This is a genomic window from Catalinimonas alkaloidigena (assembly GCF_029504655.1).
Taxonomy (GTDB): domain Bacteria; phylum Bacteroidota; class Bacteroidia; order Cytophagales; family Cyclobacteriaceae; genus Catalinimonas; species Catalinimonas alkaloidigena.
The window spans coordinates 4,735,687-4,751,691 of record NZ_JAQFIL010000001.1; the positions used below are offsets into that span (position 1 = coordinate 4,735,687).

A 16,005-nucleotide genomic window follows, 5' to 3' on the forward strand; every position below is an offset into this window, starting at 1 on the left:
TAGGCTTTTGTTTTTGATCTATACAAGCGAATTGAAGGGGGGGTTGCTTAAGGTAAGGAAAAAAATAAAAATAGCTGGCCCGCAACATGCGAACCAGCTATTTGCTTCAGCAATCTAGCTCTACCTACGAAGTTTAACTAACTATGAGAATTCCTAATTTTTATAGTTAGTAGTCAGGACAGGAAGGATGTAACCTATGATTTCAATTTTTTTTAATATTTTTTTTATACCTGAACCGGTGAAGAAAAAATAATCCCAAAAATCGCTTTTCTAATACAATAGCACTGTCAAAAAAGTCAAGATTTCCACAATGAATTCCTATCACTCTCTGTCTAAAGCACAAAGCTGCTTTTCGCCAGCCTGAAGTTTTTGCTTGCAAGCTTGTACGCCATCGGATAAAAGTGTCCACCTATGAACATTAACCTTATTTTACAGGCTACACAAACCCTTGTTTATCAATTATTTATAATTTATGGTACACTGCTAGCATTTCATAGTGTCACTGCTGTATCCCTGAGCGCGGGAGATATGAAAAACTTAAACACTCATGAAATGCGAACTCTGTTATTTACATACATAATTTTACTTTTTGCCGTAAACGCAAGTCTGGGACAGGCTACGATAGTTGTCAAGAACGATCCCATGCCAGAGGAAATTTTGCTTCAGGCAAAGCACTATGCAGATATTTTTGGTTTTAAAGATGATGTACTAATTGTCATTAGCTTCAGCCATAGCGTATCTAAAATCAATAGTGGGTATACTCTATATCAGAATGTACAACATTTAGGCGGAGGACATCAGGTTCATATCATCATCAGTAAGAGAGAGGACCGTAATTTCCAGTTTTATACTTTGGCGCATGAGATGGTGCATGCACAGCAGTTCGTAGAAGGCAAACTGGTCAAGTGCGGGGATTCCTTTTTTAGCTGGAAGGGAGACAAATGCCTGAACACCCGATACATTGCCTATCATCACAGGCCCTGGGAAAAAGAAGCGCATAAGCTTGGCACAAAACTTTATCAGGAGTATCGGAAAACCAAGCAGATGCTGGCATCACACTAAGCCTGATATCTTTCTCTGAGCAACCCCATCATGTAGAGATTAGCTTCCCACTGGTTGGTGAGCGGCTCCTTAACAAAAGGCAGTTGCGGCATATAAGGTGCCGGCCCGAACTCAGGGGTTACAGTAAGCACTTTAGCCCCTTGCTCTTTTTTGAGTTTTATAATTTCATCCCACCACACAAGGTGCCGATGCAATGTCTCCTGAAACTCAGGGGCTTTGGGCTCAGAAACCTGGGGTGCCTGCTGAAAGCCGATACGGGCATGAATATGATCCACCCTGGGGTATACTTCTTTGAGCATGGCTTCCTGCTCAGGAGCTTCCAATAGCGACTCAGATACCACACACCAATGTGAAAAATCCGCACATAGCCTTAAGCCAGGCAATGTTTTCAGGTAATAGGGCATTGTATCAATAGCGTAAGAAAACTTCCCACGATGAGTTTCATGTACTATTTCAACGCCTGTTTCTTCAGCGATCTTATCGGCCAGCTTGAGGATCTGCACATTGTGCTCCTGCGAAAAATAGTCTTTCCCGCTTTGCGAATTGATAAAAAGAGGCTTTACCGCTGCCAGGTTCCTCAAGTACTTATCATAGTCTGCTTCGTAGGTCTCCGTAGGCGATAATATGCATTCCCAATGCTGAGCAATGAACTCCAGCTTATATTGTTGCATTAGTCCTGCAATCTCATCTCTTTCATCTTCATCCAATGGCAAGGACATTTCCACACCATCGTAACCCGCTGTTTTTACATTTTCAAAAAAAGCTTCATAAGGCAGACTTTCACTTCCCCATCGGGGGCAAAAAAATTGTATATTCATTGGGTTGATTGGTTAAAGGGTCAGCCTGAATTTATTCCTGACAGCGCGGCTGCCGCCTGTCGTCAGGACAGGTTCAGGGTCAAACGAGAAGCATTGTATTGCTCAGGCTCACAACTTTGTAATGTATACATAATACCCTCCGTAGGTATTTCCTTGCTGATCTTTGTACCAGGACAGCAATTCAGTTTTTCCAGCCGGCAGATTAATTTCAAAACCCACCAGCTTTTGGTCATCTTCAATACTGCTACTTGCTTTGTGCTCGCCAATTTGTATTCCCGCCTCGGTCAATGGTAATGCCTTACCTACTGAATAGGCTTCGCCTCCGGGAATTTGGTCACCGCGGGCTACGGTACCACTGATCAAGGCATCTGCTTCTTTGGGCCATCGGCTAAGCTCAATACGATAGTCACCGGCTTCAGCTACTTCCAGTGTCCAATATCCCTGATTGTTTTGGGCATTGCGAATAAGCTCCTGATTCCAGGCAGGGTAACCTTCTTGGGTGGGATGGAAATCATGACAGGTCAGGGTGACTGACTCAGCCTTTTCATTGCCAATAATGATGCGTGCATATTGTTCAGCATCTTCGCTTACCTTGGTCCACCATGCTTCATAGTCTTGTCTCAATTTATCGGCTACCTCCGGATACTCATCAATCAAATTCTGAGTCTGCCCAGGATCGTTTTCCATGTCAAAGAGAAGGGTATCATAGACCAGACGCCAGCGATTGGTCATCACAGCAGCATTTTTTCCTTTCTGCAGCATTTCTCCCCTTTGCGTATCTGTCACCAATGTTCGTTCCTCCCAGATCGGCTCATCTTCCCGGATCAGACGCACCAGGCTTTTTCCAAAAAAACTTTGGGGAGTTACACCGGCCACTTCCATATCCAGGCCACATAAATCAATCAGGCTGGGCAGTATATCCGTATAGGCTGAGATTTCATCCACATCTTTTCCTTCGGGCACATTCCCTTCAGGCCAGCGGATGAATAGCGGTACTCTGTGCCCTCCATCATAAGGAGATCCCTTTTTACCCCGCATCCCAGCGTTGAAACCATTTTGGGGAAAGCTCTGCTGATCCAGATTCACACCGGCTGATGTTCCATTATCTGTCATAAATACCAACACCGTATTTTCTCTTAACCCCAGTTCTTCCAGCTTCTTTTCCAGCAAGCCTAGGTTATCATCAATATTACTGATCATGCCATAAAAGTTAGGATTAGGAATGTCAGGATTGTTGGCATACATATCTATATAGGATTGGGGGACATGAAAAGGGCTATGGGGCGCATTGGTACTGATATAGCAGAAGAAAGGCTGATCCTGGTTTTCCTCTACAAATCTTATGGCTTCGCTAAACCAAACATCGGTACAATAACCTTCGTATTTTTCCGGCTTACCGTTGTGGTAGTAAGTATCATCAAAATAATCGTTGTTCCAATAGTCGGGGGTTTGCCCTACCCCACCTCCTCCATGTACCACTACCTCTTCAAATCCATTGTCCTGAGGTCGGAAGGGATAGTTATCACCCAAATGCCACTTACCGAATATACCGGTACGATATCCATTATCCTGGAAAACCTCTGCCATCGTAGGAAAGCCTTCTTTCAGCAGCGACCTTCCGATGATGGTATGCCACACTCCTACCCTGTTGCAGTGTACACCCGTCATGATACCTGAACGGGTGGGGGCACAGGTGGTCCCGACGTGGAAATTAGTAAAGCGGGCACTTTGCGCATGCAGCGCATCCATATTAGGGGTTTTAATCCAGGGATTGCCATGCGCCGCAATATCGCCGTAACCCTGATCATCGGTGATGATGAAAATGACATTGGGCTGGGAAGCTGCTCCCTCTTCATTCTGCGTGTTTTCTGAAGGCTGGCAGGCGATCAGTGAAATACTGAGAAATACAAAAAATGCTATTTTAAAGTACAGAGACTTCTTCACACTCATTATCCATTCAGTCATTGGTCATCAATCATTAGTCATTACTTATATTAGAAAGCTTCTCTAAGCCCAGCATTAGCGCTTGCGTACCTAGTTTGCCGTGTCCCTGTGCTTTTACGGCTTCATACATCTGCTTGACAAGTGCCAACCCGGGCAGTGCCAGTCCCATGCGGTTGGCTTCCATCAGGGCAATGCCCATGTCCTTAATAAAATGCTCCACATAGAAGCCGGGATCAAAATTACGATCTACGATACGAGGCGCCAGATTATCCAAAGTCCAGCAGGCAGCGGCACCTCCACTGATAGATTTGAGCATGGTAGGTAAATCTAAGCCAGCTTTATAGCCGTAAAGCAAACATTCACATACGCCTATCATAGTGCCGGAAATAGTAATCTGATTACACATCTTGGTATGCTGACCATTTCCCGCACCACCCTGATAGACAATATTTTTGCCCATAATCTCGAAGAGTGGCATCACAATATCTACTGCTTCTTTGTCACCCCCTACCATGATGGACAAGCTACCATTTTTTGCACCGACGTCTCCCCCCGATACCGGGGCGTCAATAGCTGATACACCCTTTTGCTTCGCTTCAGCGTAGATCTCCTCCGCCAGGCTGGGCTCGGTAGTCGTCATATCTACCACAATGCTACCTTCTTTGGCAGACTGTAACACACCTTGCTCTCCCAAATAAACTTCCCGCACATCCTCAGGGAAACCTACTATGGTAAAAATGATCTGTGCTTTCTCGGCCACTGCTTTAGGAGAATCTGCCCATTCAGCACCTGCCTCTATAAGGGGCTGTGCTTTCTCCTTGGTCCGATTATATACTACTGACTGATATCCCTGCTGCTGAATGAGTGAAAGCATAGAAGCTCCCATAACACCTGTCCCTATCCATCCAATGCTTGTTTTTTGGTCTAAATTTTTCATAAAAGTCTAAAAAAGTTAAGGTTTGATTGCTCACTAAGATAGTATTTATAACCGCAAAACCACAAACATGTAGCATGTCTGCCAGTTAAAAGTCTGCCAACTAAACCAATAAAATAAGAATATGAAGTTTATCAATATCAAAGACAGCAGGATGCCCGCTCTGGGATTTGGGACCTATACACTGAAAGGAAAAAATTGTGAGGAAGGCGTAGAAGACGCTATTCGTCTGGGCTATCGCCATATTGATACTGCTGAAATGTATGATAATGAAACTGAAGTAGGAAAAGGCATCAAAGTTTCGGGCATCAGTCGCGAAGAACTCTTTATCACCACTAAGGTCTGGTATACACATCTCCATAAAGACGCGCTGATCAATGCGGCCCATCAAAGTTTACAAAAACTAGCGCTAGATTTTGTAGACCTTTTATTGATTCATTGGCCTAATGATAGTGTAGCGCTGGAAGAATCACTTCAGGCGATGATGCAACTTCAGGAGGAAGGTAAAGTCAAACATATCGGAGTCAGCAATTTTAATCGTAAGATGGTGGAAGAAGCCAGAAAAATAGCCCCCGTAGTTTGTAACCAGGTTGAATATCACCCTTACCTGGACCAGTCTAAGCTGCTGGATACTGTACATGAAAATGACATGTTTCTGACAGCTTACTGCCCTATTGCCAAGGGTAAAGTAATGGATGATGAGCAACTTCGTGCTATTGGGGAGAAATATAACAAAACTGCTGCGCAGATTTGTTTAAAGTGGCATATGCTTCAAAAGGGGGTTGCTGCGGTGCCTCGCTCCGGAAATCACGAAAGGCGTAAACTAAACCTTGATATTTTTGATTTTGAGCTTACCGCTGAAGAAATAGATCAAATCTGCGGGAAACAGGGAGACAAACGCTTGATAAACCCTGCTTGGGCACCTGAGTGGAATTAGATAATTTCTCGGTATGCAGGCTTGACCAGATAGGCGTGGCAACATATGCTCTGATAACCTAATAAATTTAATTATTCTCATATGCACCCTGCTGGACTGTCTGTCCCGGATGACATTCACAGTTACATAATAAGCTCAAATCAGCACTTTTTTTGCGAAAATCTTTCATAGATCACATTCAAATTAATCTTTGTTTTATTGTACTATTTTAATAATTAATATAATAATATCATTATAAAATGAGAGCAAATACCGTTGGTCGGTCATGATTCCAGAAGTTCCCAAAATGCTTATCTGTTAAAATATTGCCCATTATTACATCTGTGTATTTTGTTAAATTGGCTACTGTTTAAGTAAAAAAATAAGTTTTTATTGCGTAAAAAGCAGTTTTCGCTAGCATTAACTTTTCCTGTCTTCCCAAGCTTTATCCCTTCTTCTTTCATTCCTACATGATCAGGGCTATATCAAAGTTGAAATATCCGCTTTAATATAGCTTTGCAAATAATGAATGTAACTTTATCGCTAAAAAGAGAAATTAAATTGCACTAAATCATGATAATTTAGCAAAAATTTGTCCGTATTAGGTAATCTGGCAAATCAAATATTCAGATTGAAGCGTATGAAGAACTTTTCCAAAATATTATTTGCATTGCTTTTTTTTGGCCTCCTTTCGGAAGTCAATGCACAAAACTGCCCTACTGGTGGTGGTGGATACATTATCCAAAGTGAGCAATTATGTGCCGATCAGGATGTACAGTACCAAATTATCTATCCCAATTTAAAGACATATAATGATAATAAGGTAAACATTGATTGGGGAGATGGAACCGTAGAGGAATTTGATTTGGTGCAAAACGGGTCTATGTGGGAGTATAATGCCCATCATACTTACCCCCAGGGATTAGGTGATTGTATATATACAGCAAGAGCCTCTGCCTATGTCAATGGAACTGAATGTGAAGAGTCTATCATTACAAAGGATGTGATTGTCTGGGACACCGATGATGTTTTAGGCGAAGGTTTACAACCTAATGTAGAGACTTATTATGTTTGTGCGGGTAACTCGATTAATGTAAGCTTTGAAGACTTAACACAATTTACCTGTCTTGATCCTGAGCACCCGGACAATTTAGGTAGATGGGTTGAGTGGGAATATGGTACTGCCAATACCATCACAGGCGATGTCAAGATCGGTGGACAAACCAAGACCTTTCCTTTCAAAGAAGCTGCTGAGCCAGTATGGCTGGACCCTACTGCTACCTCTTCAAACGTTTCCACACTCAATATCAGTGTGCCTAATACCAGTAAATCAGGTGAGTTTTTTGAACTTACGTTGCACAACTGGAACAGCTGTAACCCTTATAAGGATTCTACTGGAGTTTTGACGGGTATTCCTTCAGTATCCAAAACGGTGTATATCCGCGTAACAAACGGTGCTCATGCTGATTTTGAAATAGATAATAATCCTGCATGTGTGGATAACCCTGTTCTGTTTACCAATAAAAGCTCTCCGGGCATGCAGTATGAATGGGATTTTGGAGATTCCAGCACTTCTACAGATGTTAGCCCTACAAAAACCTATTCAGCCCCGGGAGATTATACTGTTTCTTTAAAAGTAACCAATACTTCTGTTACCGGTAATACAGGTACCTGTTTCAATACTGTTTATAAAACAATCACCATTTTACCTCAACCCGTAGCAGATTTTGATATTAGCCCATCTGGTCCTCAATGCGGAAATACCAATGTAACACTGAGCAATACCTCAACCAATACCCCAAGCGGAACAACATGGAACTGGGAAATTAGAAGAGAAAAAACTGACGGACAACTGGTTGACCTAAACGGAAGCGCGACCGCTGGGTTTGCAGCGACTACCGAAGATATCACCAGCTCACTTCCGTACTTTGGAAGTAAACCTACGGCTACTTATTATGTCAAGCTCTACGCCAATACACCCAATGCCTGTAGTGACGAATCTGGTTGGAAGACATTGGTAGTCAATGCTAATGTAGGTACTCCTGTGTTTTCCTCTCCCGTAACGAGCCTTTGCCAGGGAAACAATACCACACAATATAATGTGACTGCTACTAATGTGGTGAGCTACCTTTGGGAACTAACGCCTGCAACGGCCGGTAGCATTAGCAATACCGGTGAAGTTAGCTGGAACAGCAGTTTCAGTGGTGCAGCCACTGTCAAGGTAACGGCTAAAGGTTGTGGAGCAGATAAGTCTGAGAGTGTAAATGTTACTGTAACTCCGGCAGTGGGCGATCCTGATCCAATTTCTGGAGATGAGGAAGTGTGCCAGGGAATTAGCAGCAGTACTTATTCTACCCTGGCATCCGATGCTATCAGCTATGAGTGGACCCTCTTAAATGCAGGCAGCAGCAGCATTTCAGGCAGCTCAACCTCCGCAGTGGTCAGCTGGGACCCTAGCTTTGTAGGCACTGCGATGATAATCGTAAGGGCGGAAGGCTGCAATGGCTTTTCTGCACCTGACACCCTTTCAGTAGAGGTAATACAATCACCACAATTAGATAATCCAGCTTCTGACTACGAAGAAAATATCTGTTCAGGAGAAACCGCAAGCTTTACCCCTTCCGTCACATTAGGTGGGTCTTCCTTTAAATGGACCACCACAGTAAGCGGTTCAATATCAGGTGTGACCACAAGTGGAGATCAGCTTGTTGGCAGTAGTATCTCAGATGTATTGACAAATTCGGGTACAATTACTGGCACAGTTACATATCATATTACGCCTTATAAAGATAGTTGTGAAGGAGAAACAAAAGATTTTACAGTCACTGTAAACCCTGGCAAGCCGGATGATGCAGGAATTATTAGCGGCCCCACCCCTGCTGCTATCTGTGAAAAAGAAAGCGGCATTGACTTTAGTGTAGCAGCTATTACCAATGCTAAAGACTACATCTGGACATTACCTGCAGGCGCAAGTATTACCTCAGGTGACAAAACGAATACAATTACTGTAGACTTTGGCACTGTAGCAGCTGGTAATCATGTTGTGGAGGTGTATGGTGAAAACGGTTGTGGAATTGGTGCAAGTTCTTCATTTAATATCGAGGTTAAGCCCAATCCTGACCTCATTGTTAATGTGACCAATTCTGAAATTTGTCACGAAGAAGAAGCGATTGCCACCTTAAGCAGCAGCCCTGCTTTTACCGGCACTTTATATTCCTGGACGATAGAAAGTATAGGGGCTGATATTACAGGAGCCAGTAATGAGAGCAATCAAACAGAGCTCCGCCAGCAGCTTTCCAATACTGGTATTGCTCCACAGGATATTACCTACAGAATCACCCCTGTGCTTAACGGGTGTGAGGGAGACTATCAGGATGTTACCTTTACTGTTAACCCATCTCCTGTGCTTACCATTAGCCCAACTGCTACTACTTTATGTAATGGTAAAGAAACAGATATTAGCCTTAGCGCTAATGTATCTGGTACTACTACTTACAACTGGACTGCAATAGCCGATGAGGCTGATTCATTATCCGGTTTTAGTGATGGCACAGGTGATGAAATCAAGCACACGCTTGTAAATACAAGTAGTAAGCCACAAAAGATCACGTATACAATAACCCCTACGGCTTACGGCTGTGATGGAGATAGTAAGACGGTAGAAATTACTGTCCAGCCTACACCTGTACTTACTACCACCGTAGTAGCCAGCGCCATTTGCACTGAAGAAGATGCGGAAATCAGCTTATCCAGCAATGTCGTCGGTACTACTTTTGAATGGACAGTTTCCAGCGATGCAGGAATTACAGGGGCTGCCCCGGGAAGCGGGAGTTTAATTCAGCAGACTTTGGAGAATACTACTTCTGCTCCTAAAGCAGTAACATATACCATCACTCCCAAATTCAATGGTTGCGAAGGGGCAAGCCAGGATATAACAATCACCGTTAATCCTAAACCTGATTTACAGGTCACTAATTCATCTCCTGAGATTTGTGATGGCGAGCAAACCAATGTCAGCCTTTCGTCTTTGGTAAGCGGTACTATTATTAGCTGGACAGCCAGCTATGATGCTACTTATGTGAGCGGAGTTTCTGATGACAGTGGGACCAAAATTGAACAAACATTAAGCAACAGCAGCAATGTGGTTCAGACGGTAACTTACCATATTACCACTGAAGCCAATGGCTGTAGCGGAGAGAGCCAGGATATAGAAATCAAGGTTAAACCTACACCTATTCTGACGCTTAACTACGCTGGCACCGTCATCTGTAGCAAAGATAAAGCAGAGGTAGTTTTCAGCAGTTCGGTAGCAAGTGGTATGACTTATTCCTGGACAGTAGACATCAGTGATCCCTCCAAAATCAACGGAGCGTTTCCCGGATCAGGAAGTGGTTTCAGTCAAACCTTAACCAATAGCGGTACATCTCCGGTAGATGTAACCTATAAGGTAACGCCCTCTGCCAATGGATGCTCGGGAGAGATAAAAGAAGTAACATTTACCGTGAACCCAACCATCAGCGATGCTGTTGCCGGCGGAGATGCTGAGCTTTGTGGACTCAATTATGACATGTCAGCCACTACTCCAGCTGTAGGATCAGGAAAATGGACATTCGTAAGCGGTCCGGGAACTGCTAGTTTTGACGATGAAAACGCTCCAAATGCAAATGTAACAGTTTCTACTTCTGGCATTTACACTTTCCGCTGGACCGTAAGTGGTGTTTGCGGAGGTAGTAATATGAACGATGTTACACTGAATTTTAAAGATTATCCTACTACTTCTGATATCAGCGGGCCGACAGAAGTTTGTGTAAACTCAAGTGATATACTTTATTATGTAGACTGGCATTCAGGCTCTTCTTACAGTTGGAGTGTTTCCCCTGACAATGCTGATGCTCCGGAAGTGTTGTCTTCTAACCAGATTGCTGTATTAAACTTTGGAAGTAACCCCTGGTCGGGAGAACTGATTGTTACAGAAACTAATGATGGTTGTACTGCTCCACCTAAAAAGATTGCGATTAACGCCTATTCTATTCCTGTAGCTGATGCCGGTGATGATCAAACTATCTGCGCAAACAGTACCACCACTTTAGGTGGCACACCAAGTGCCAGCGGAGGATCTGGCGATTATTCATACCAGTGGTCACCTACTACCGATTTAGATGATGCAAACTCAGCTAACCCTACGGTCACGCTTAGCAGTAACCGTACCTATACGCTTAAGGTTACCGACCTTAATACCGGCTGTATTTCTGCAATTGATGAAGTAAAAATTACAGTAAAACCCCAGTTGGAGGCAGGTCTTATCAATGGTACCCAAAGCATCTGCTCAGGAACTGCACCTGCTGCTTTCACTCAGAATCCTGCCAGCGGAGGTGATGGAGCTTATACCTATCAGTGGCAAATATCTAGCGATGGAGGAGCTACTTATGCGGATATTACAGGAGCTGATGATGAATTGTATAAAGAAAACTCAACTTTAACTGCCACCACATACTACCGAAGAAAAGTTACCGACGGAGTTTGTGGAGAAAAAATAACGGACCCCATCAAAGTAACTGTGGAGCCTCCACTGACCGCTGGTACCATTGGTACTGATGATATTATTGTAGCGGGAGATACTCCGAATAAACTTATAAATATTGCGGATGCTCAGGGTGGCAGCGGCTTACAGTACAAATGGCAAAAGTCCACCAACGGAGGTAGTACATTTACAGACATAGTGGGTACCAATAGCGCGGAGTACCAGCCCGGTGCGCTGTTCATGACGACAGTATTCAGAAGAGTCGCTTTTGATGGTGTCTGTACTGATATAGCATCCAATACAGTAACCATAGAAATAGAAGATGCAGCGGAAGCCGGTACCATTGAAGAGGACCAGCTGATCTGTATTAATTCTGTTCCCGCTCCTATTACTCAGAAAGACCCAGCAACAGGAGGTGTCGGAAGTTTTGATTATCGCTGGTTGTATTCTGAAGATGGAACCAACTTCACCGTTATTTCCAGTGAAAATGATATCAATTACACCCCAGTCAATCCTTTAGACACTACGACTTATTACAAAAGAGAAGTGAAGTCTGGTACGGCTGGCTCCTGGGTAAGCTCTAATACCATTATTGTAACGGTAGAACCTGAACTTGATCCCGGAGTAATTGGTGGAACGCAAACTATTTGTGAAGGAAGTAACCCTTCGGCTTTCACTGAAGAGCAGGCTGCGAAAGGTGGCTCGGGACAATATGGTTATCAGTGGAAGTTTTCTACCGACCCCAGCCCTGGCCGTACTTATACAGATATTCCTTTTGCCACCAATAAGCTGTATGATGAGATGGCTCCTTTGTCCGATACAACTTATTACGTAAGGGAAGTACGTTCCAGAAATGGCGCCTGTGATCCTGCACTTTCCAATGTGATAGTTGTTTATGTAAACCCTGCTTTGGAAACCGGTACTATTACAGGAGAGCAAACTATCTGTGAAAACACCAGGCCCTTCACATTCACGCAGACTGAGGCATCAGGAGGAAATGATACTCTGGTGTATCAATGGCAAAGAAAAATCAATAACGGAGATTTTGTAGATATTCCAGGAGCTGATGCGAAAGAAGCGAACTATACTGAGCCAGATTCGTTGGTGGCAGTGGCTGAGCAGATCACGAAATATACCTATCGCAGAAAAGTTACAGGAGGCGTTTGCGGATATGATTTCTCCAATGAGATAGTAGTGACAGTGGAACCTACGCTTAATCCCGGTGACCTCACTGGCGACCAGGTAATTTGTGCAGGAAGTCAACCTAATCCGTTTCCTACACAAAATCCTGCCAGCGGTGGAAGTGGTTCTTACAGCTATCAGTGGCAGAAAGCTACAGGAAACGGAGCCTTTGCAAATATTGATGGAGCAGAGTCTGCGGATTATATAGAAACTCAAAACCTGTCCGATACCACCTATTACCGGAGAAAAGTCTTTTCCGGTGAATGCGGAGAGCAGATTTCTGATACCATTCGGGTAGTAGTACTTCCTGCTCTTGACCCCGGGAGTATAGCAGAAGATCAAGCCGTTGTATTGTTAGGTACACCTGATAAGTTCACTGAAGTTGATCCGGTCACCGGTGGAGACCCTGCTGACAGAGAGTATGTCTGGCAATATTCATCCTCTGAAAATGGCGTATACACTAGCATTTCCAGTTCAAACTCAAAAGAGTATCAGGTGACTGGCAAATTAACTCAAACTACCTATTATCGCAGAGGGGTAAAATCAGGAAACTGTGATACATTCGTATATACCGAGCCTGTAGAAGTGATTGTACAGACCACCCTTTTGCCGGGAGCCATAGGGGGTGAGCAGACAATCTGTGAAGGCGGTATTCCTAATAATATCGTAGAAACAGTACCAGCTAGCGGAGGAGATGTAAACTCATACTTATATCGTTGGAAATACACTACTGATCCCAATGAACCATATCAGGATATAGATGCAAGCTGGGTATTAGATCCTGAGGGGCAAGAACTGCAGTTTGTTCAGGGATTGATGGATACTACTTATTTCAAAAGGGAAGTGAAGTCCGGAGCCTATTTATGGATAATCTCCGAAGACTCAATGGTCATCAATGTACAGCCTGCTTTACAGCCCGGCTCTGTTAAAATTGAAGGAGCAGATGAGGTGTGCTTTGGTGATACTCTCGGTACATTTGAGGAAGAAACTGCTCCTCAGGGTGGAAGTGGTAGCTATGAGTACCAATGGATGTATGCCACCCAAAGCGGAGGACCTTACCAAACGATAGCTGGTGCTACAGATTCTGTTTTCCAGGCAGCTGCTACCCTTGCTCCTGATACTTACTATTATGTAAGAAAAGTAATCTCCGGTGAATGTGATGATGTACTTTCTAATGAATTAGTGGTCACCGTTCATGAGTTGCCCAATGTTTCACTTGCCAGTTCAGTTCCGGACAACATTATCTGCCAGTGGACGGAGGTGACTTTTACAGCAGGAGGAGCGGATATATATGAGTTTTTCCTGAATGGTGTTTCCGTACAGGGGCCTTCAGCCAATAATATGTATATCACCGATAGTCTTGTAAATATGGATGAGGTATATGTAGTAGGAACTGATGAGAAGTCATGTAACGCAGCAAGTAGCAGTATCACTACCTTAGTCAATGATCTGCCAACAGCCAGTATTGAGGGTTCTACCGATATTTGCAAAGGTAGTCAGACCGGTCTTACGCTGAGGATGACAGGAAATATACCGATGGAGGTAGTGTATACTGATGGCATACAGAACTATACCCTGAAAAACCTGTCGTATGAAACGATCCTGAATGTTAAACCTTCAGTAAGTACTACTTATACCTTACTATCAGTGAAAGACGCGAATGGCTGCGCTCAGCAAATTTCAGATCAGGAAGCGGTGGTGAATGTAGGTGATCCAGTGGCGGAATTTAGCATCCAGGGTGATAATCCCGCTTGTAACCCTCAGACATTAATCTTTGTCAATGAAAATATCCAGGAAGGGGTAAGCTATACCTGGAGCTGGGGAGATGGAACAGAGGATGTGGTAACCACTGCCAGTGATTCCGCTGAAATAGAGCATACATTTGTCAACTATTCCAATAGCCGGGACATGACGTTTCAGGTTACCCTGACTGCTACGCATGAAAGCATAGGCTGTACTGACAGAGCGGTTTCCAGCGTGCATGTTTATCCATCTCCTGAAGTGAGGGTAGAAGCCGACAAGCAGGAAGGTTGCGGACCTTTGCTGGTCAACTTTTTCAACAAATCTTTTGGTGTAGATGGACATCGCTGGTATTACCGAGTGAAAGGAACTGATCAGGTGTTGGAAGAAACTGCCAGCAAGAATGCTTCTTATATTTTACCGAACACTACTTCAGAAACCATTACTTACGAAGTCGTGTATGAAGCCAGTCTGGATAAGTGTCCCGCCCAGCCCGAAATCATTGAAGTAGTTGTGCATCCTGAGCTGGAGCCGTTTTTTACAGTGACTCCCGCTCATCAGAACCTCCCGAATTCTACTGTCAGCATTTCCAATCAGACCAATGAAGGGGATTGGGATTACCATTGGGATTTTGGTGATGGCAATACCAGTACTGAGAAAGACCCTGCTAGTCATACATACGAAGATTACGGGCAGTATATTATTACACTTACAGTCTCTAATGGAGCGTGTGAAAAGCAGTATGAAGAAAGGGTGATGATTGATATTGACCCCAGCCTGCCTTTCGTTGAGTTTAATGTTGATACCCACGAAGGCTGCGGTCCGCTGACGGTTACCTTTACCAATGCGTCCAATTATGTAAACCCTGCTACTTTCCAGTGGAATTTTGGTGATGGCACAGGAGCTTCGGGAGTTGAGCACCCTATCCATACCTATGACAAGCCAGGGAAATACTCTGTAAAACTGGAAGCTGTCAACATTTTTGGAGAGCATAAGGTGATCATGAAAAAGTTTCTGGTAGAAGTATACGATCAGCCCACTGCGATCTTCAGTGCAGGACCTCCAACTGTGTATTTGCCTGACAGGCCCATTGCCACAGTCAATCAGAGCACGGGGGCTACCGCTTACGAGTGGCACTTTGGTGATGGCACAGTATCCAATGAGTTTGAACCTACACATATCTACACCGAAGAGGGTTTATATGATGTGATGCTGATTGCCTTTAACGACAGTGGCTGTTCCGATACCTTACTGATAGAAAGACTGATCAATGTGAAGAAACCAGAGGCGGGTAAAACCAGAATTCCCAACTCGTTCACTCCGAATCCTGATGGATCTAATGGAGGAAACTATCAGTATGGAGATGTCAGCAACGATATATTCATCCCTATAATTGATGGTGTCTCAGATATGTCCATGACTATCTACAATCGTTGGGGTAAAGTGATGTTTACCAGTAAAAGCAAAAACATAGGTTGGGATGGCTATTATGAAGGACAACTTTGTCCGGCGGATGTATATTACTATAAAATTGAGTTGAATTTTTCTAATGGAGAAAGGAAAACGGAGTATGGAGATGTGACATTAATTCGCTAATGAATTAAAACTTGTATAAACAGTTTGTGTGTATAGCTAGCCTGGAATCAGGCTAGCTTTTTTTTCTTCCCGGAATTTCTTTCCCATCAGCAATTGCTGGTTTCCAATCATTTTTCAATGCCCTATAAATCAAACAAAGTAAGAAAGTTAATTCTGAGCTTCATATAATGGCTCCTTACTTCAATTGTGCGGTTGTGTTACCCGCATCAAAATACTTACTAAATATCACTTTCATTTTCTAAATACATTGTAAGTATGCTCTTCAGGAGTAATAAAAAGGACACTAGCATGA

6 protein-coding genes are annotated in these 16,005 nt (G+C 43.6%); 3 read left to right on the forward strand and 3 right to left on the reverse strand.

The window, feature by feature from the left end:
* Positions 1-552: 552 nt before the first annotated feature.
* The gene (locus OKW21_RS19330; protein ID WP_277482263.1) at positions 553-1,062 is read left to right on the forward strand and encodes a hypothetical protein; all 510 of its coding nucleotides are present in this window, start codon (positions 553-555) and stop codon (positions 1,060-1,062) included.
* Here the strand turns inward: OKW21_RS19330 and OKW21_RS19335 are convergent.
* The 3 genes from OKW21_RS19335 to OKW21_RS19345 all read right to left on the reverse strand — a co-directional run bounded on the left by OKW21_RS19335 (position 1,059) and on the right by OKW21_RS19345 (position 4,761).
* Positions 1,059-1,880, reverse strand: coding sequence for a sugar phosphate isomerase/epimerase family protein (locus OKW21_RS19335; RefSeq protein ID WP_277482266.1), 822 nt, complete (start codon positions 1,878-1,880; stop codon positions 1,059-1,061). The two genes, OKW21_RS19330 and OKW21_RS19335, sit on opposite strands and share 4 nt — an antisense overlap.
* A gap of 108 nt (positions 1,881-1,988) precedes the next feature.
* Complete coding sequence (locus OKW21_RS19340) at positions 1,989-3,845, reverse strand: arylsulfatase (protein WP_277482269.1); 1,857 nt, start codon at positions 3,843-3,845, stop codon at positions 1,989-1,991.
* Between the two features lie 13 nt (positions 3,846-3,858).
* Positions 3,859-4,761, reverse strand: coding sequence for an NAD(P)-dependent oxidoreductase (locus OKW21_RS19345; RefSeq protein WP_277482271.1), 903 nt, complete (start codon positions 4,759-4,761; stop codon positions 3,859-3,861).
* Positions 4,762-4,882: 121 nt separating this feature from the next.
* Here OKW21_RS19345 and OKW21_RS19350 point away from each other — a divergent pair, with 121 nt between their 5' ends.
* Both OKW21_RS19350 and OKW21_RS19355 read left to right on the forward strand, forming a co-directional pair.
* Positions 4,883-5,695: an aldo/keto reductase gene (locus OKW21_RS19350; protein ID WP_277482273.1), complete on the forward strand. Its 813-nt coding sequence runs from the start codon at positions 4,883-4,885 to the stop codon at positions 5,693-5,695.
* Positions 5,696-6,314: 619 nt separating this feature from the next.
* Positions 6,315-15,713: a PKD-like domain-containing protein gene (locus OKW21_RS19355; RefSeq protein ID WP_277482276.1), complete on the forward strand. Its 9,399-nt coding sequence runs from the start codon at positions 6,315-6,317 to the stop codon at positions 15,711-15,713.
* The last annotated feature ends 292 nt before the right edge of the window (positions 15,714-16,005 follow it).